The sequence below is a fragment of the Streptomyces typhae genome, from assembly GCF_009755605.1.
Taxonomy (GTDB): Bacteria; Actinomycetota; Actinomycetes; order Streptomycetales; family Streptomycetaceae; genus Streptomyces; species Streptomyces typhae.
In genome coordinates, this window is record NZ_WPNZ01000023.1 from 107,747 (window position 1) to 126,618 (window position 18,872).

The following is an 18,872-nucleotide window of genomic DNA, read 5'->3' on the forward strand; positions in this document are numbered from 1 at the left end:
CCAGGTCATCAGGTGGTTGTCATGTGCGCAGGTTGATCCCTGCTGCCGATCTGGGTCCGACGCAGGCGGTGGCATCGACGCTTCCCCCGAATCCACAGGCTGAACGTAGCGGACAGATGACTTCCGCACAGTCGGTACGACAGTAAATACGACGCCTGTCGGCCTGACGGTGGTGCCGGGCAAATCAGACCTGGCCGCCGGAAGGGACTTCAGACGCCCGCTCATCTCAGTAACGGATGGTGATGTCCCCGGAGGGCTACCTTCGAGCAGCTGCTGCGGAAACTGACTTGGCATCGGGGGATCGGCTCTTGGGGCTGGGCGTCGTCGGTCAGGGGACCTCTGGGGTGCCCCATGTGGATACCGTCACCTCGTCGCCCACCGACAGCTTTCCGGTGCGCAGTACCGCGTACTTGGTGCCCAGGGCGACGCCGCCCTGGGGTGCGCGGCGGTAGGTGGCGAGGGTGCGGAGGGGTTCCGGGCCCGTTCTGTGGCCGGCGGTCTGGTCCACCAGGGTGACGGCGCAGCGGATCGCTGCCTTGGTGTAGCCGAGTTCCGTCGTGCCGATCGTGAGGTGGTGGGCGCGGTCCTCCGTGTGGGGCTCGTCCCAGCCCGCCACGACGATGTTGGGGCGGAAGCGGTCCATCGGCAGCGGCTCCCCGCCGCGCTCGACGATCTTCCCGTTCAGGAGGTCCACCGTCGCCAGGGAGATCAGGTGCAGCGCGCTGCTGTCGGCGTAGCCGGACGTGCCGGGCGTCACGCCGTCCGTCGCGCGGTCGTGTTCCGGCGGTACGCGGACCAGCCTGCTGGGCGTGCCGAGTACCTCCGACAGCCACTCCGCCGCCGCGTCGCCCTGGTCTATGCCCGTGTACGGGGTGCCGAAGAGGTCCACGGGGCGGCGCTCGCCCGTTGTGTCGACCTCGATGTCGACCTCGCCGGCGACTTCGGTGCCGACTTTTATGGGGCTGTGCCCCATGTGGCCGTGCTCCACGAGGCCGTGCTCCATGAGGCCGTGCTCCACGTGCCCGTGGGGCTCCGTGCGCAGCGTGAGTCTGCTTCCGTCCCTCGTGATCTCCGGGCGGATCAGGGCGAGGCGCGGGTCCCGCCGCTGCGTCCGGTACCCGCCCTCCTCGCTCACGACCATGAAGCTGCGGTCGTGCGCGAGGCCCGCGGGCGTCAGGGCGGCCTCGCTCGCCGCCGTTCCCGCGCAGCCCTTCACGGGGTAGTACGACAACCCGGCGACGACGGCCATGGTGTGGTCCCTCCTGCGGTTCCGGCGTGCCCTGCCTTCCGTGACGGTAACCAATCACCGCACGTGACGCGCAAGGGCATTGGGCCCACCCCTCGCGCGGTCGGTACGGACGTCACCGTTCCGCTTTGTCAGTGGCGTGCGGCATGCTCGGTTTCATGACGTGGTGGTGCACGGGGGTGCGGTGGCGGGTCGGTGCGGGGCCCGTCCTCGGGTGGTACGCGCCGGGGCGCGGCGAGCGGCAGAGCGTCCTGTCGGCCGGCGCCCCGATCGCCTTCCGGGTCCGGGGCGGGCGGCGCTGCCTCGGGGTGTGGCGGGGCGGCCGGTGGACGGTGTGCCCGACGGGTGCGGCGGTGCCGGGGCGGGCCACGCGCGCGCAGTGCGAGGAGTGCGCGCGTGTCGACCGGGCGCACTCGGTCGCGGCGGACACCTACGCCGACGACCCCCGCCCGTACCACGTGTACGTGGCCTGGTTCGGCCCCGGACTGGTGAAGGTGGGCATCACCGGGGTCGCGCGGGGCGGCGCGCGCCTCCTGGAGCAGGGCGCCGTGGCCTACACCTGGCTCGGCCGGGGGCCGTTGATGGCCGCCCGTCGCACGGAGGAGCTGCTGCGGACCGCGCTCGGCGTCCCGGACCGGATTCCGTACGAGCGGAAGCGGGCGCTGCGCGCGCGGCTGCCCGGGGCTGCGGAGCGGGCGGAGGAAATCGCGCGCGTCCACGGGCAGGCGATGGCGCTCGGCGCCTTGCCCGATTCGCTGGAGCGGCTGCCCTGCGGCGTCGTCGACCACGGCGAGGTGTTCGGGCTCGCCGCGCTCGGGCGGTCAGGACCGCCACCGGGCTCGGGCGATTCCGGCGGCTTCGTCGACGCCGGGCGGGTCGTGCGTGAGCTGACCGACGGCGGCGTCGTCGCCGGGACACTCGCCGCCGCCGCAGGGCCCGATCTGCATCTGCGCCTGGAGGCGGGGGCGGGCGCCCGGGAGCAGAGGGCCGGGGCGCGAGAGCTGGTCATCGACAGCAGGCTGATGAGCGGGTGGCGCCTGGTCGGCCTGGGCGACGGCACCTCCGCTTCCGGGGACGCGAACGACACTTCCGCCGCCGGGCGCGGAGATGTCGCGGAAGGCGTGACCGTTCCGGTGCGGGAGATACCCGTGGTGCAGGGCGGGCTCTTCTGAAACCGCACTCGGTGACTTCGGAGACCGCACTCGGCGGCTTCTGAGACCGCACTCGGTGGCTTCGGAGACCGGAAGGCAAAGTCCCGCCGCCCGTTCGGCAATATCGGGCGCCGGAGGGTGGACAGGGAATCGGCGCGCACCCGACCGTATGTGTCATGAGTGATCAACGTGATGCTGCTGCCGGTGCCACCAGAACCGCCGACGCCACCAGAACCGCCGGTGCCATCAGAAACGCCGACGCCACCAGAACCGCCGGTGCCATCAGAAACGCCGACGCCACCAGGAGCGCCGACCCCACCAGAACCGCCGACGCGCCCCTCGACGCCGACGTGAGCGACAGCCGAGCCCCGGGCGGGCCCGTACCACCCTTCGACCCTCCCTACTACGCCGTCGTCTTCAGCTCCCTCCGCACCCAGGGGGACAACGACTACGGCGCGACCGCCGACCGTATGGAGGAGCGGGTGAGGTCCGTGCCCGGGTTCCTCGGGATGGACTCGGCGCGGACGCCGGGTGGGCTCGGCATCACCGTCGGGTACTTCCGCGACGAGGCGGCGATCGCGGCCTGGCGCGGCGACCCGGAGCACCGGGAGGCACGGGCGCGGGGCCGAAAGGAGTGGTACGAGGACTACGTCGTGCACGTGGCGAAGGTCGAACGGAGCTACGGCCTTGGGTGAGGAAGGAGGCACGGACAGGCCGGAGCAGCAGAGCGCCCCTGGGGAGGGCGACGAGGCCGCGCAGGTCGTCGCGTTCTGGCGGCGGCTCGGCCTCCCGGGACTCGTCGACGTACACACGCACTTCATGCCGGAACGCGTCCTCACCAAGGTGTGGAACTACTTCGACTCGGTCGGCCCGCTCACGGGCGTGAAGTGGCCGATCACCTACCGGCACGACGAGGAGCGGCGCCTCGCCCTGCTGCGGGAGTTCGGGGTGCGGGCGTTCACGTCGATGCTGTACCCGCACAAGGCGGGCATGGCGGAGTGGCTCAACGGCTGGGCGGCGGAGTTCGCCGCGCGGACGCCGGACTGTCTGCACACGGCGACGCTGTTCCCCGAGCCGGAGGCCGCGCGCTATGTGCCGGAGGCGGTCGCGGCCGGGGCGCGGGTGTTCAAGTCGCATGTGCAGGTCGGCGCGTACGACCCGAACGACGCGCTGCTCGACCCCGTCTGGGGTCTGCTCGCCGAAACCCGGATCCCGGTGGTGATGCACTGCGGGTCGGGGCCCGCGCCCGGCAAGCACACCGGGCCCGAGCCGGTGGCGCGGCTGCTCGCGCGCCATCCGCGGCTGCCGCTCGTCGTCGCGCACATGGGGATGCCGGAGTACGCGGACTTCCTGGACCTGGCCGAGCGGTACGAGGAGGTGCGGCTCGACACGACGATGGCGTTCACGGACTTCGGCGAGCGGGCGGCGCCGTTCCCGCGGGCGGACCTCGGGCGGCTCGCCGAACTCGGGCTCGGCGGCCGCGTCCTGCTCGGCACGGACTTCCCCAACATCCCCTACGGGTACGTCCACCAGCTCGAAGCCCTGGCCCGGCTCGACCTGGGCGACGACTGGCTCAGGGCGGTGTGCCACGGGAACGGGGCGCGCCTCTTCGGCCTGGGCTGAGGGACAGGAGACCGCACCGCCCCCGAGGGTTTTCTCAGGGAATTCACAGGCAGGGCCCATCCCGCTCTCACCGCCGCCCCCGACGCTGAGGGCATGACCACGACATCGCCCCAGGGGCGTACCGAACTGCTCAGGCCGGACGGGAGCCCCGTCCGCGTGCTCGTCGTGGACGACGAGGTGTCGCTCACCGAGCTGTTGTCCATGGCGCTGCGCTACGAGGGCTGGGAGATCCGCAGCGCGGGCGACGGCGCAGGCGCGGTACGGGCCGCGCGCGGTTTCCGGCCCGACGCCGTCGTGCTCGACATGATGCTGCCGGACATGGACGGGCTGTCCGTGCTCGGGCGGCTGCGCAGGGAACTGCCCGACGTACCGGTCCTCTTCCTCACGGCCAAGGACGCCGTCGAGGACCGCATCGCCGGACTCACCGCAGGCGGCGACGACTACGTCACCAAGCCGTTCAGCCTGGAGGAGGTCGTCGCGCGGCTGCGCGGCCTGATCCGGCGGGCCGGGGCGTCCGGCCGCCGCAGCGAGTCGGTGCTCGCCGTCGGCGATCTCACCCTCGACGAGGACAGTCACGAGGTGACGCGTGGCGGCGAGTCCATCCATCTGACCGCCACCGAGTTCGAGCTGCTCCGCTACCTCATGCGCAATCCGCGGCGCGTTCTGAGCAAGGCACAGATCCTCGACCGGGTGTGGAGCTACGACTTCGGGGGCCAGGCCAACGTCGTGGAGCTGTACATCTCCTATCTGCGCCGGAAGATAGACGTGGGCCGTGAGCCGATGATCCATACGCGGCGCGGCGCCGGATATCTCATCAAGCCCGCCGTCCTGGCGGCGTGACCCGACGCTGCGGCACCCGTACGCCTCGCACACCTCGTACGTCGCGTACACCTCGTACGCCTCGTACGTCGCGTGCACCTCATACGTCGCGTACACCTCGTACGCCTCGTACACCTCGTACGCTCCGCACCCGCCTCGTCCTCTCCGCCGTCGCCCTGATCGCCGTGGTCTGCGCGGTCATCGGCACGGTCACGACGATCGCCCTGCGCTCGCACCTGTACGAGCAGCTGGACGGCGCGCTCGGGCAGGTCGCGATGCGCGCCGCCGGGCCCCCGGAGGGTGCCGACGGGCTGCCGGACCCCCGCGCACGCCGCTTCCTCAAGCCCAGCGACGGCAAGACCGGTGACGGCAGAACCGGTGACGGCAAGCCTGGTGACGGCGTCACCGGCACCCCGCCCGTCCTCGTCCCGGGCAACAGCGGCGGCCCCCTGCGCTTCGTCACCATCGGCCCCCAGGAGATCGGCACCATCGGCGCCGTCGTCGACGACGGCGGCACGGTCGGCGCGGGCTCCGTGAGCGCCGAGAACGACGTGGCCGGAGTGACCCCGGGCGCCGTCGCCGTGGCGCTCGACTCCGACCAGCTCGCCGCCCTCGCCTCCGTGTCCCGTGACGGCGAGCCGCACAGCGTGGACGTCCCCGGCCTCGGCGAGTACCGCGTCCAGTACGCCACCGGCGTGAACGGCGACTACCTCGTCGGCCTGCCCACCACCAAGGTCGGCACCACCCTGCGCACGCTCGTCGTCACCGAGGTCAGTGTCACCGCGGCCGGTCTGGTCGCCGCCTCCTTCGCGGGCGCCGCCATGGTCGGCGTGGCCCTGCGCCCGCTGCGCCGCGTCGCCGCCACTGCCGGCCGGGTCTCCGAGATCCCCCTGCACAGCGGCGAAGTGGCCCTGTACGAGCGCGTCCCCGAGGCCGAGGCCGACGCGCGCACCGAGGTCGGCCAGGTCGGTGCCGCGCTCAACCGGATGCTGGACCACGTGCACGCGGCGCTGCGCGCACGCCAGCACAGCGAGACGCGGGCGCGCCGGTTCGTCGCCGACGCGAGCCACGAGCTGCGCACCCCGCTCGCGTCCATCCGCGGATACGCCGAGCTGACGCGCCGCGGCGGCGAGGAGGCCGGGCCCGACACCCGGCACGCCCTCGGCCGCATCGAGTCCGAGGCCGCCCGCATGACCGGCCTCGTCGAGGACATGCTGCTGCTCGCCCGGCTCGACGCGGGCCGCGGGAGCGGCACGGCACGCCCGCTGGACCGCGAGCCCGTCGACCTCGCGCCGCTCGTCGTCGACGTCCTGAGCGACGCCCGCGCCGCGGGCCCCGACCACGGCTGGCGCCTGGAGCTCCCCGACGACGACCCGGCGCCGGTCCTCGCCGACCGCGCCCGCGTCCATCAGGTCCTCGCCAACCTCCTCGCCAACGCCCGCACCCACACCCCGCCGGGCACCACCGTCACCGTGCGGGTGCGCCGCCACGGCACCCGGGTCGGCCTCGACGTCGTGGACGACGGGCCCGGCATCGCGCCGGAGCTGCGCCCGCACGTCTTCGAACGGTTCGCGCGCGGCGACACCTCGCGCTCGCGCGCCCACGGCTCCACGGGCCTCGGCCTCGCCATCGTGCACGCGGTCGTGACCGCGCACGACGGCACCGTGACGGTCACCAGCGAGCCCGGCAGGACGGTGTTCGCGGTACGGCTGCCCGCGTACGAAGCGACGTCGTGCCCGTCTCCGTACGAGGAGACGGCACCCCCGCCCCCGTAAGGGGACAGCACCCCTGTAACGGACAACATCCCCGTAGGGGACAGCACCCGTACGCGAGTGCGGCCCCATGACTCACAGTCGCACCACAGCACCACCACACAGCCCTGACAGCGCCGCCGACGAGCGTCGGCACCATGCCAACCGACGCTTCCCCGGGGCCGTCGGGCGCCCCGCCGGTCCGAGCCCAGCTGCCGACCCGGGCCCACCTGCCGGTACAGGCCCCGCAGACGCACAGCGGCCCTCGCGACACACCGAAGGACCCCGTCGACTCCGTCCTCGACATCGTCATCCCGGTCCACAACGAGGAGAAGGACCTGGCGCCGTCCGTGTGCCGGCTGCACGACCACCTCACGCGGACCTTCCCCTACCGCTTCCGCGTCACCATCGCCGACAACGCCTCCACCGACGCCACACCCCGCATCGGGGCCGGGCTCGCCGCCCGCGTCCCCGACGTGACGTACGTACGCCTGGAGGACAAGGGCCGCGGCCGCGCACTGCGTGCCGTCTGGTCCGCGTCCGACGCGCCCGTGCTCGCGTACATGGACGTGGACCTGTCCACGGACCTGAACGCGCTGCTCCCGCTCGTCGCACCGCTGATCTCAGGACACTCCGACCTCGCGATCGGCTCCCGGCTCGCCCGCGCGTCGCGCGTGGTGCGCGGACCCAAGCGGGAGTTCGTGTCGCGGACGTACAACCTCATCCTGCGCGGCTCGCTGCACGCCCGCTTCTCCGACGCGCAGTGCGGGTTCAAGGCGATCAGGGGGGACGTGGCGCGGGAGTTGCTGCCGCTGGTCGAGGACACCGGCTGGTTCTTCGACACCGAGATGCTCGTCCTCGCCGAACGGGCGGGTCTGCGCATCCACGAGGTGCCCGTCGACTGGGTCGACGACCCGGACTCGACGGTGCACATCCTCCGTACGGCGGCCGAGGACCTGAAGGGCGTCTGGCGCGTCGGGCGCGCCCTCGCCGTGGGCGCGCTCCCCCTCGATCGGCTCGCGCGCCCCTTCGGTGACGACCCGCGCGACCGCGCGCTGCCCGGCGTGCCGGGCGGACTCGCCCGCCAGCTCGTCGGCTTCTGCGCGGTCGGCGTCCTCTCCACGCTCTTCTATCTGCTCCTGTACTCCGGTTTCCGTACGTTCACGGGGTCGCAGGCCGCCAACGCGGCGGCGCTCCTGGTCTCCGCCGTCGCCAACACGGCGGCCAACCGCCGTCTCACCTTCGGTGTCCGCGGCCGGGACCGCGCCGTCCGCCACCAGGCGCAGGGTCTGCTCGTGTTCGCCATCGGCCTGGCCCTGACCAGCGGCTCCCTCGCCGCCCTCGACGCGGCCACGCGACACCCCGCGCACAGCGCGGAGCTGGCCGTCCTCGTCGTCGCCAACCTCGCGGCGACCGTCCTGCGCTTCCTGCTCCTGCGCTCCTGGGTCTTCCCGGACCGCACGCGCGCGACCGAACCACCGGGGCCGAGCGACCCCCACGACCCTAGGACTCCCCGATGACCACCGCCCCGCCACCCGCCGCCCCCAGCCTCGCGGGACCCCGAACCCGGCGCGGCGGCCTGCTGGCCGCCGGGCTCCTCGCCCGGCTGTGGCGCGGCCGCGCCGACGACGCCCGCTGGGTGCGGCCCGCCTTCCTCGGGCTGCTCCTGGCCACGGCCGTGCTCTACGTCTACGACCTCGCCGCGTCCGGCTACGCCAACTCCTTCTACTCCGCCGCCGCGCAGGCCGGCAGCCAGAGCTGGAAGGCGCTGTTCTTCGGGTCCCTCGACGCGGGCAACTCCATCACCGTCGACAAGCCACCGGCCGCGCTGTGGCCGATGGCCCTGTCCGTGCGGCTCCTCGGCCTGAACGCGTGGGCGATCCTGCTGCCGCAGGCGCTGTTCGGCGTCGCGACGGTCGCGGTGCTGTACGCCGCCGTACGACGACGCTTCGGCGCCGTCGCCGGACTGCTCGCGGGCGCCGTGCTCGCGCTCACGCCGGTCGCCGCGTTGATGTTCCGCTTCAACAACCCCGACGCGCTGCTCACGCTCTTGATGACCGTCACCGTGTACTGCGTCCTGCGCGCCCTGGAGCACGCCCGCACCAAGTGGCTGGTGTGGGCGGGCGTCGCGGTCGGACTCGCGTTCCTCACCAAGACGCTCCAGGCGTTCCTGATCCTGCCGCCGCTCGCGGTCCTGTACGCGGTGTGCGCGCCGACACCGCTGCGCCGCAGGCTCGGCCAACTCGCGCTCGCCACCGGGGCGATGGTCGCCGCGGGCGGCTGGTGGGTCGCCGCCGTCGAACTGTGGCCCGCCTCCTCACGCCCCTACATCGGCGGCTCCCAGCACAACTCCTTCCTGGAGCTGACCTTCGGCTACAACGGCCTCGGCCGCATCAACGGCGACGAGGCGGGCAGCGTCGGCGGCGGCCTCGTCATCGAGGGCGGCGGCTACCCGCGCGGCGCGGGGCCCGGCGGCGGCCCCGGGGGCGGGGGCGGCCGGTGGGGCGAGAGCGGTCTCGACCGGATGTTCAACTCCCAGGTCGGGGGCCAGATCTCCTGGCTGCTCCCGGCGGCTCTGCTGCTCCTGGTCGCGGGCCTTGTCGTGACGTGGCGCGCGCGCCGTACGGACACCGCGCGGGCGGCGTTCGTGGCGTGGGGCGGCGCGCTCCTGATGACCGCGGCCGTCTTCAGCTTCATGGCCGGGATCTTCCACGAGTACTACACGGTCGCCCTCGCCCCCTACATCGCGGCGCTCGTCGGCATGGGCGCGACCGTCCTGTGGGAGGAGCGCGCCAAGTGGTGGGCGGGCGTGACGCTCGGCGGCACCGCCGCGGTCACGGCCTGGTGGGCCCACGAACTCCTCGCCAGGACCCCGGACCACCTGCCCTGGCTGCGGAGGGCCGTCCTGGTGGCCGGGCTCGCGGGAGCGGTGGGGCTGCTCCTCACGGCGCGCCTCGGGCGACCGCTCGCCCTGACGGCCATGGGGCTCGGCCTCGCGGCGTCCCTCGCGGGCCCGGTCGCGTACACGCTGTCCACGGTGGACAGCGCGCACACCGGCTCGATCGTGACGGCGGGACCCGCGGCGGCCGGACGCCCGGCGCCCGGCGGGATGATGATCATCGGTCCCGGCGGTCCGGGCCGGGGCCAGGCCCCGGGGAAGGGCCAGGCCCCGGGCAATGGCCAGGACGGCGCCGCCCCGCCCACGGGCAACCAACAGGGCCGGTCCCCCAACGGCCGGCAGCCCGATGCCCGAACTCCCAACGGCCAAACCCCCAACGGCCGGCAGCCCAACGGCCAAACCCCCAACGGCCGACAGCCCAACGGCCAAACCCCCGAACGCGGACCCGGCCCCGGTCGCCGAGGCGGCGGCATGGGCGGTCTCCTCGACGGCGCCCGCGTCGGCACGGCGGCCAAGCGCCTCCTGGAGCGGAACGCGGAGGACCACACCTGGGCCGCCGCGGCCGTGGGCGCGCAGAACGCCGCCAGTTACCAGCTCGCCACCGGCAAGCCGGTGATGGCGATCGGCGGCTTCAACGGCAGCGACCCGTCGCCCACCCTCGCCCAGTTCAAGGGCCTGGTGGCGGACGGCAGAATCCACTACTTCGTCGCGGGCGGCATGGGCGGCGGCCCTGGTGGCGGCCTCGGTCCTGGCGGCGAGGGCGAGGCGTCCCGGATCAGGTCGTGGGTGGCGGAGAACTTCACCGAGGTCACGGCGGGCGACGCCACCTTCTACGACCTGACGGAGCCCAGCACGAAGAGCACCGGCGACCGGGCCTGACGCGACCCCGCCAAAAATCAGCTGTACAGCGTATGGGACTTCCTCTACGGTGTAAGGCAGACGTTGACTTACACCGTAGAAGAGGAGGGGTCCGATGACGGTGACCACCGCCGACAGCCCCGGTGCGGCCGCCGACCCGAGCGGCCGCCACCCGCAGCGCTGGCTGATCCTGGGCGTCATCTGCCTCGCCCAGCTCACCGTGCTGCTCGACAACACCGTCCTGAGCGTCGCGATCCCCTCGCTCACAGAGGAGCTCGACGCGTCGACGTCCGACATCCAGTGGATGATCAACGCGTACTCGCTGGTCCAGTCGGGCCTGCTGCTCACCGCGGGCAGCGCGGCCGACCGGTACGGGCGCAAGAAACTGCTCACCGCGGGCCTGGTCCTGTTCGGCATCGGCTCGCTGGTGGCCGGGCTTTCCCAGACCTCGGCGCAGCTCATCGCGGCGCGCGCCGGGATGGGCATAGGCGGTGCGCTGCTGATGACGACGACCCTCGCGGTCGTGGTGCAGCTCTTCGACGACGCCGAGCGGGTCAAGGCGATCGGCCTCTGGGCGACCGTCAACTCCCTCGGCTTCGCCGCGGGCCCGCTGCTCGGCGGCTTCATGCTCAACCACTTCTGGTGGGGCTCGATCTTCCTGATCAACATCCCGGTGGCGCTGATCGGCGTGGTCGCGGTGGTGCGGATGGTGCCCGAGTCCAAGAATCCGCAGGGCGACCGCCCCGACCTGCTCGGCGCGCTGCTCTCGACCATCGGCATGGCGTCGGTGGTGTACGCGATCATCTCGGGGCCCGAGCACGGCTGGACGTCGGCGCAGGTCCTGGTCGCGGCGGGGGTCGGCGCGGGTGTCCTCGCGCTGTTCGCGCTGTGGGAGCTGCGCGCCCCGTACCCGATGCTGGACATGCACTTCTTCCAGAACAAGCGCTTCATCGGCGCGGTGACGGGCGCGATCCTGGTGGCGTTCGGCCTCGGCGGCTCGCTCTATCTGCTCACCCAGCACCTCCAGTTCGTCCTCGGGTACGAACCTCTCGAGGCGGGTCTGCGCACGGCGCCGCTCGCCGCGACCGTCGTCCTGCTGAACCTGGTGGGCATCGGCGCGAAGGTGCACGCCAAGCTGGGCACGCCGCTGACGATCCTGACCGGCATGACGATGCTGGCGGGCGGCCTCGCCGTGGTCGCCTCCTTCGGCGGCCACGACTACTCGGGCATGTTCGTCGGCCTGGTCCTGATGGGCGCGGGCATCGCGTTCGCCATGCCCGCGATGGCCAACGCCATCATGAGCGCGATCCCGCCGGAGAAGGCGGGCGTGGGCGCGGGCATCAACGGCACCCTCGCCGAGTTCGGCAACGGCCTCGGCGTGGCGGTGCTCGGCGCGGTCCTGAACTCCCGCTTCTCGGCCCTGGTCACGGTGTCCGCGGCGTCGTTCCCCGCGGCCATGGCGGCGGCTCAGTCGGCGGGCGAGCGGGAGCGCATCGCGGACGCGTTCTCCTCCGGCCTGGAGACGTCCCAGCTCGTCGGCGCGGTGGCCCTGTTCCTCGGTGGCGCGCTGGCCGCGGCGTTGCTGTGGCGGGCGGAGCGGGCAGACTCCCGGCAGCGCCCGGCGCAGCCGGAGGACGCCACGGAGAAGACCACCGGGTAGCCGCGTCGGCATAGCATCGGGGGCGGGCGGACCGGGACTTTCCGGACCGCCCGCCCCTCCGGAGGATCAGGCATCCCCTCCGGGGATCAGCGACCCGCCCCTCCGGGGAACCAGGCATCCGTCCCTCCGGGGAGGCAAATATCCGTTCAGGACCAGGAAGGTGCGTGCGCCATGGCGAAGGCAGCCGACCGCGCGAAGCGAGCGGCGCGCACGAGCGTCTGGCTGGAGGGCAAGGCCCGCCGCTCCACCTCCCGCAGGGGCGACCAGCCGACCGGCCTCGACCGCGACCGCATCACCGCGGCCACGGTCCGGCTCCTGGACGCCGAGGGGCTCGCCAAGTTCTCCATGCGCAGGCTCGCGGCGGAGCTCGACGTCACAGCGATGTCCGTGTACTGGTACGTGGACACCAAGGACGACCTCCTTGAGCTCGCGCTCGACGCGGTGTGCGTGGAGGTGCGGCTGCCCGACACCACGTCCGAACCGGAGAGATGGCGCGAACAGCTGCGCGAACTCGCCGACGGCTACCGGGAGCTCCTCGTCCGCCACCCCTGGGTGTCGCCCCTGGTCGGCCAGTTCCTGAACATCGGCCCCAACTGGCTGCGGTTCTCCCTCGCCATCCAGCAGGCCGTCGGCAACACCGGGTTGTCGCCCTACCGCAGGAACGGCGCCATCGCCGCGGTGTTCCAGTTCGTGTACGGGTTCGGGACCATCGAGGGGCACTTCCTCGCCCGGTGCGCGGCGGCCGGGATGACCCAGGACGAGTACTTCCGGGACGCGGTCGGCAGCGTCAACGAGGAACTGGCCACGAACGAGGCGGTGCGGTCGGCCCAGGAACTCATGGACTCCCGCAGCGAGGGCACCGTCAGCCAGATGTGGGCACGGGACTTCACGATCGCCCTGGACCTGATGATCGCGGGCATCGAGGCCCTCCTGGACCCCGACCGCCCGCTGACCCCGCCCGCGACGCAGGACCCCGGGACCGGCGCGAGGCCCTGAGACCCGCGGCAGCCGGGCCCTGAGGCCCGGCACCGCTCCCTACATCTGCGGCAGGCTCTCCCCCTGCACCGCCTGGATGTCCAGCTCCACCCGCAGCGTCGTGCCGATGGCCGAGATGCCCGCCTGGAGCACCTGGTTGTAGTTCATGGCGAAGTCCTCGCGGCGCAGCTCGGCGGTGGCGCGGAACGCAGCCCGGGTGCCGCCCCACGGGTCGGCGCCGGTGCCGAGGTAGGCCAGGTCCAGGTCCACGGGGTGCACGACGCCGTGCATGCCGAGTTCGCCGTGCACCGTCCACCGGTCGGTGCCCGCCGGTTCGAGGCCCGACGACCGGTAGGTGATCTCCGGGTACGTCTCCACGTCCAGGAAGTCCGCGGACTTCAGGTGCCCGTCCCGCAGGGCGTTGCCGGTGTCGACGGACGCCGACCGGATCACCGCGTCGACCCGCGACTTCTCCAGGTCACCGGTGTCCCGCGCGATCTCGATGCGCCCCGAGAACTCGCCGAACCGGCCCCGCACGCTGGAGATCCCCAGGTGCTGGGCGACGGCGGCCACGGTCGAGTGGACGGGGTCGATGGTCCACGGTCCCGGCGGCGGCAGTTCGGTGCCGCCGGCGCGGGCGAGCACCACGGTGCCGACCTCGGCCCGCCCGCTCGCCGTGACGAGGGCGGTGGCGGCGGCGGGCGCGTACCCGACCGCGGTGACGATGACGGTGTAGGGGCCGGGCACCAGCTCCGTGGCGTCCCGCACCACGCCGTCACCGTCGACCCCGGCCCGCAGCACCTGCGCACCCGTCATGTCCGTGACCGTCACGACGGCATGCGGCACGGCCCACCCGTCCCGGGTCCTGATGCGTCCACTGAGTCCCACGCTGCCCACTCCTCGTACAAGTCCAAGATCCACAAGATCCGAAAGACACGGAATCCATAGGAAAACGGGATCCATAAGAAAACGGGATCCACAGGAAAAACGGGATCCACAAGAAAAGCGGCCCCCGGCGGTGACGACCGGCCGTCCCCTGCCGTCGTGTCGCCACCGTTCCGGGGGCCCTACACACCGCCCCCGGGCCGCGTCCGCTCAAAGCGCGGCCCCGGGGCGGGGTCGGTCACTCGCCGGGGTGGGCGAGTTCGATGTCGTGGCCTTCGACGACGCCGCTGTCACCGGCCACGGACAGGCTGGTGGCCACGGGCGGGTAGCCGGTCGCGATGACCGTGTACTCGCCGCCGTCCAGGTCCGTGAAGGCGTACTCGCCGTCCGTACCGGTCGTGGCGGAGGCCACCACGTTCCCGGCCGCGTCCACGAGGGTGACCCGGGCGCCGTTCAGCGGACCGCCCGCGGCCCGCACGGTGCCGAGCACCCGCGTACCGGAGCGCAGCTCGACCTCGACGCGGGTGACCCCCACGGCGGAGACCTCGACGGGCAGCGCCACCGGCCGGTGCCCCGCCGCGTTCACAGCGACGGTCACGGGCCCGGGCACCAGCTCGGTGAAGGCGAAGTCGCCCTGCTCACCGGAGGCGCCGGTGGCGAGCACGTCGCCGCGCACGTCGGTGACGACCACCATGGCGCCCGCGACGGGCAGCTTGGCGTCCGCGGTGCGCACCGATCCGGTGAGCCCGCTCGTACCGCTCAGGAGCAGGTCGTACCCGAGCGGCTCGGTGCCGACGACGACGGTGGAGGCCTGCGGCTGGAAGCCGTCGGCGGAGGCGATGAGGACGTACGAGCCCGCGCCGGGGGCGGCCAGGGAGTACGAGCCGTCGCCCTGCGCGACGGACCGGCCGAGCTGCTGCCCGCCGAGCGAGATCAGCGTCACGGCGGCCCGCGGCACGGGCGCGCTCTCGGCACCGCGCACGTACCCGGTCACCGGCACTCCGCCGCCGGACGCCTGCGCGGGCGCGGCACCGGAACCGGCGACGGACGCCACGGCGGCGAGCCGCTGCGTGCCCGCGGGCCCGGTCCCGGGCGCGGGCTCGGTGCGCGCGGCCACGGAGGCGAGCACGGGCTCGTCGTCGACCGGGGCGCCGGTGGCCGTGGGGGTCGCGGTGGCGGTGGCCTCGGCGGACACCGGGGCGGCGGAGGTCTCCGCGGCCTGTGCGAGGGCGCCCGCCGTACGCAGCGGCACCTCCTTGATGAACAGGGTCACCAGGAACGCGAGGAACGCGATGGGCGCGGCGATCAGGAACACGTCCGCGATGCCGTGGCCGTAGGCGCTCTCCATTACGGTCCTGAACGGCGCGGGCAGCGCGTCCAGGTCCGGGATGCCGCCCCCGCCGGTGCCGCCGTGACCCGCCGCGGCACCCTTCGGGCCGAGGTCGGCGAGGCCGTCCTTGACGTAGTCGCTGATGCGCGTCGCCATCACGGCGCCGAGCGCGGAGACGCCCACCGCGCCACCGAGCGACCGGAAGAAGGTGACGACGGAGCTGGCGGCACCGATGTCCTCGGGCGCGACCTGGTTCTGCGTGCACAGGACCAGGTTCTGCATCATCATGCCGATGCCGAGGCCCATCAGGAGCATGTAGCCGGCGATGTGCCAGTACGGGGTGTCGTACCGCATGGTGCCGAGCAGACCCAGACCGGCGGTGAGCAGCACGCCGCCGCTGACCAGCCAGGACTTCCACCTGCCCGTCTTGGTGATGAGCTGGCCCGAGACGGTCGACGAGACGAACAGGCCCGCGATCATCGGGATCGTCATGACGCCCGACATCGTCGGCGACTTGCCGCGCGCGAGCTGGAAGTACTGGCTGAAGAACACGGTGCCCGCGAACATCGCGACACCGACGAACAGCGAGGCGACCGAGGCGAGCGCGATGGTCCGGTTGCGGAACAGGCGCAGCGGGATGATCGGCTCGCGCGCCTTGGACTCGACGAGCAGGAACAGCAGGCCGAGGACGATCGAGCCGCCCACCATCAGATACGACTGCGTGGACAGCCAGTCGTACTTCTTGCCGGAGCCGGAGCCCGCGAAGGTCACCCAGACCAGGAGCAGCGAGACGGCGGCGGTGATGAAGAACGCGCCGCCCCAGTCGACCTTGACCTCGCGCTTCACGACGGGCAGCTTCAGGGTCTTCTGGAGCACGATCAGGGCGATGACCGCGAACGGCACACCGACGTAGAAGCACCAGCGCCAGCCGAGCCAGGAGGTGTCGGTGATGACGCCGCCGAGCAGCGGGCCGCCGACGGTGGCGACGGCGAAGGTCGCGCCGAGGTAGCCGGAGTAACGCCCGCGCTCACGCGGGGAGATCATCGCGGCCATCACGATCTGGGCGAGCGCCGACAGACCGCCGACGCCGATGCCCTGCACCACACGGCAGGCGATCAGCATCCCGGCGTTCTGCGACAGACCGGCCGCGGCCGATCCGAGCACGAAGATCACCAGGGCTATCTGGACGAGCGTCTTCTTGCTGAACAGGTCGGAGAGCTTGCCCCACAGCGGGGTGCTCGCCGTCATCGAGAGCAGCGCGGCGGTGACGACCCAGGTGTAGGCGGACTGGCCGCCCCCGAGGTCGCCGATGATCTCGGGCAGGGCGTTGGAGACGATCGTCGACGACAGGATCGCGACGAACATGCCGAGCAGGAGGCCGGAGAGGGCCTCCATGATCTGCCGGTGCGTCATCGGGGCACCGTCGGCGCCACGGCCGCCGTGCGCGCCGTGCGCTCCGTGCTTGGCATGGCTGCCCCGCACACCGGACGGTGTGGATGTTGCCATGGGATTCCTTTTCCTGTTCCTGGTACTTACGCGGGTGTACGGGTTGTTTCCTCGGTCGCGTGCGGCGGCCCGGGGAGCCGGGCCGAAGCCGCGCGGCAGTCCCCGAAGCTGGTGCGCAGGCGCCCGAGCAGCGAGCTGAGCCGGCCGACGTCGTCGTCGGACCAGTCGTGCAGGTAGTGGGCGAGGGTCCGCATGGACAGCTCGGACAGCTCCGCCAACTTGGCCTCGCCCGCCGGGGTGAGCCGCAGGATGCGCGAGCGCCGGTCCGCCGGGTCGGGGGCCCGGTCGATCCAGCCGCGCTCGGCGACGTGCGCCACATGCCTGCTGGTCACGGACATGTCGACGGCGAGCAGCTCCGCGAGCCTGCTCATCCGCATCTCGCCGTGGCGCTGCAGGAGCGTGAGCACGGCGGCGGAGCCGCCCGGACAGTCGGCGGGCAGGCCCCGGCCGAGGCCGCGCTTCACGGCGCCGATCGCGCTGAGCTGGCGGGCCAGCTCCTCGTACTCACGCTGTGCGGCCACGGCACCCACCCTCACCACTTATTCGTTGCTTAGGGCAACCATAGAAGCAGTTGGTTGCCGCAGGCAAACTAAATTCGGAGGAAAGGCCTAAAGGGCTGGCAAAAGTCTCCGCCGCCGGATGTAAAGTCGCCGGTCAGCGGGGGTTGGGCCGGGCGCGGGGGATTCGCTAGGGTCCTGATTCATGGCACACAACCCCCATGCCCCCCAGGGCCCCGAGGGCCAGCACGACCCGGCGGGCTCCACCCAGATGTTCCGCGCCTTCGTCGACGAGCCGCCGCAGGGCGGCCGCGCCCAGCAGCGGCAGGCGGCGGCCCCGGCGGGCCCGCGCATCGGCGTGATCCTCGGCGTGATCGTCGGCGTCGTGATCGTCGCGGCGGTCGCCTGGCTCGCGCTGAAGTAGCCCTTCCGCCAGGTCGGTTCCGCTACTCCTTCGCCACGGCGGTTACTTCCACCGCACATCATCGGCGGCCTCGGCGCGGACCCGATCGTCCCGCGGTCCGCGCCGAGGCCGCCGATGATGTGCGTACCGAGGGTGACGCTGCCCGAACGCCCCGAGGGGCCAACGGTGTTGGGGAATCAGGGCAGCGGAAAGGAACCTGACCGACCGGGACCGGTTCGGCAGGGGGGCGGCTCAGTCCGCGATGAGCCCTTCCCGCAGCTGCGCCAGCGTCCGCGTGAGCAGCCGGGACACGTGCATCTGCGAGATGCCGACCTCTTCGCCGATCTGCGACTGCGTCATGTTGGCGAAGAACCGCAGCATGATGATGCGGCGTTCGCGCGGCGGCAGCTTGGCGAGCAGGGGCTTCAGGGACTCGCGGTACTCGACGCCCTCCAGGGCGGTGTCCTCGTACCCGAGCCGGTCCGCGAGGGAGCCCTCGCCGCCGTCGTCCTCGGGCGCGGGCGAGTCCAGGGACGAGGCGGTGTACGCGTTGCCGACGGCGAGGCCGTCGACCACGTCCTCCTCGGACACACCGAGCACGGCGGCCAGTTCGGGCACCGTGGGCGAGCGGTCCAGGCGCTGGGCCAGGTCGTCGCTGGCCTTCGTCAGGGCGAGCCGCAGCTCCTGGAGCCGGCGCGGCACGCGCACGGACCAACTGGTGTCCCGGAAGAAGCGCTTGATCTCACCGACGACGGTCGGCATCGCGAACGTCGGGAACTCCACACCGCGTTCGCAGTCGAATCGGTCGATCGCCTTGATCAGGCCGATGGTGCCGACCTGGACGATGTCCTCCATCGGTTCGTTGCGACTGCGGAAGCGGGCCGCCGCGTAGCGCACGAGGGGGAGGTTGAGCTCGATGAGGGTGTCTCTGACGTAGGCGCGCTCGGGACTGTCCTGAGCGAGCGTCGCGAGCCGCAGGAAGAGGGAGCGGGACAGGGTGCGGGTGTCGATGGCTTCCGGGGCCGCCGTGGCCTCGGAACCGTGAAGCGCGTCGGGCGCTGATCCGCTCTCGCTGTCTTCGAGCGTGAGCGTGAGCACCTTCGAGCTGCCCTGGTCTGCGGACATGCCACCCCCTTGAGGTCGCGGACGGTCGCGGCCGACGCTCCTCCGAGGGAACGCAGCCTCCACCTGAATACCGGCGGCGAGGCCCCGGCAAACGCTGTTCCAGCAGAATGTCACATGTCGGCAACACGCTGTAGTGACTTGTCG

Annotated in this window: 15 protein-coding genes; 10 read left to right on the forward strand and 5 right to left on the reverse strand. The window is 72.4% G+C overall.

The features are described from left to right. Positions 1 to 328: 328 nt before the first annotated feature. Entirely contained in the window at positions 329 to 1,249 is a 921-nt protein-coding gene (locus GPA10_RS32610) for an MOSC domain-containing protein (RefSeq protein WP_157168601.1), read from the reverse strand. Positions 1,250 to 1,404: 155 nt separating this feature from the next. On the opposite strand from GPA10_RS32610, the gene GPA10_RS32615 reads away from it, so the two are divergent. The 9 genes from GPA10_RS32615 (at position 1,405) to GPA10_RS32660 (ending at position 13,003) form a co-directional block, all read left to right on the forward strand. Beyond that, positions 1,405 to 2,418: a DUF2797 domain-containing protein gene (locus GPA10_RS32615; RefSeq protein ID WP_198351773.1), complete on the forward strand. Its 1,014-nt coding sequence runs from the start codon at positions 1,405 to 1,407 to the stop codon at positions 2,416 to 2,418. 155 nt (positions 2,419 to 2,573) lie between these two features. Beyond that, positions 2,574 to 3,092 (forward strand): antibiotic biosynthesis monooxygenase family protein, encoded by a 519-nt coding sequence (locus GPA10_RS42985; RefSeq protein WP_246260216.1) that lies wholly within the window; start codon positions 2,574 to 2,576, stop codon positions 3,090 to 3,092. Beyond that, positions 3,085 to 4,020, forward strand: a complete 936-nt coding sequence (locus GPA10_RS32630) for an amidohydrolase family protein (RefSeq protein ID WP_157168603.1) — start codon at positions 3,085 to 3,087, stop codon at positions 4,018 to 4,020. Before GPA10_RS42985 ends, GPA10_RS32630 begins: the two co-directional genes overlap by 8 nt. 93 nt (positions 4,021 to 4,113) lie before the next feature. Beyond that, positions 4,114 to 4,860: a response regulator transcription factor gene (locus tag GPA10_RS32635; protein ID WP_058849932.1), complete on the forward strand. Its 747-nt coding sequence runs from the start codon at positions 4,114 to 4,116 to the stop codon at positions 4,858 to 4,860. Positions 4,861 to 5,024: 164 nt separating this feature from the next. Further along, positions 5,025 to 6,614, forward strand: coding sequence for a sensor histidine kinase (locus GPA10_RS32640; RefSeq protein ID WP_425505853.1), 1,590 nt, complete (start codon positions 5,025 to 5,027; stop codon positions 6,612 to 6,614). 134 nt (positions 6,615 to 6,748) lie between these two features. Beyond that, entirely contained in the window at positions 6,749 to 8,110 is a 1,362-nt protein-coding gene (locus GPA10_RS32645) for a bifunctional glycosyltransferase family 2/GtrA family protein (protein ID WP_157168604.1), read from the forward strand. Beyond that, positions 8,107 to 10,368 carry an ArnT family glycosyltransferase gene (locus GPA10_RS32650; RefSeq protein WP_157168605.1) on the forward strand — a complete coding sequence of 754 codons (2,262 nt, stop codon included), beginning with the start codon at positions 8,107 to 8,109 and terminating at the stop codon, positions 10,366 to 10,368. Before GPA10_RS32645 ends, GPA10_RS32650 begins: the two co-directional genes overlap by 4 nt. 94 nt (positions 10,369 to 10,462) lie before the next feature. Continuing rightward, a complete protein-coding gene (locus tag GPA10_RS32655) occupies positions 10,463 to 12,007 on the forward strand; it encodes an MFS transporter (protein ID WP_157168606.1) in 1,545 nt (514 codons plus the stop codon). Positions 12,008 to 12,178: 171 nt separating this feature from the next. Continuing rightward, the gene (locus GPA10_RS32660; RefSeq protein ID WP_157168607.1) at positions 12,179 to 13,003 is read left to right on the forward strand and encodes a TetR/AcrR family transcriptional regulator; all 825 of its coding nucleotides are present in this window, start codon (positions 12,179 to 12,181) and stop codon (positions 13,001 to 13,003) included. A 39-nt stretch (positions 13,004 to 13,042) separates the two neighbouring features. Here the strand turns inward: GPA10_RS32660 and GPA10_RS32665 are convergent, their stop codons facing one another. The 3 genes from GPA10_RS32665 to GPA10_RS32675 all read right to left on the reverse strand — a co-directional run bounded on the left by GPA10_RS32665 (position 13,043) and on the right by GPA10_RS32675 (position 17,224). After that, positions 13,043 to 13,870, reverse strand: a complete 828-nt coding sequence (locus tag GPA10_RS32665; RefSeq protein ID WP_343041581.1) for a YceI family protein — start codon at positions 13,868 to 13,870, stop codon at positions 13,043 to 13,045. A 235-nt stretch (positions 13,871 to 14,105) separates the two neighbouring features. Next, positions 14,106 to 16,610: an MFS transporter gene (locus tag GPA10_RS32670; protein WP_157168651.1), complete on the reverse strand. Its 2,505-nt coding sequence runs from the start codon at positions 16,608 to 16,610 to the stop codon at positions 14,106 to 14,108. A 119-nt stretch (positions 16,611 to 16,729) separates the two neighbouring features. Next, on the reverse strand, positions 16,730 to 17,224 hold the full coding sequence (locus GPA10_RS32675; RefSeq protein ID WP_343041582.1) for a MarR family winged helix-turn-helix transcriptional regulator: 495 nt from the start codon (positions 17,222 to 17,224) through the stop codon (positions 16,730 to 16,732). A gap of 181 nt (positions 17,225 to 17,405) precedes the next feature. On the opposite strand from GPA10_RS32675, the gene GPA10_RS32680 reads away from it, so the two are divergent. Continuing rightward, positions 17,406 to 17,624 (forward strand): hypothetical protein, encoded by a 219-nt coding sequence (locus GPA10_RS32680; RefSeq protein WP_058849926.1) that lies wholly within the window; start codon positions 17,406 to 17,408, stop codon positions 17,622 to 17,624. 231 nt (positions 17,625 to 17,855) lie between these two features. Here GPA10_RS32680 and GPA10_RS32685 read toward each other — a convergent pair whose 3' ends face one another. Next, positions 17,856 to 18,728, reverse strand: coding sequence for an RNA polymerase sigma factor SigF (locus GPA10_RS32685; RefSeq protein ID WP_058849925.1), 873 nt, complete (start codon positions 18,726 to 18,728; stop codon positions 17,856 to 17,858). Positions 18,729 to 18,872 lie beyond the last annotated feature (144 nt).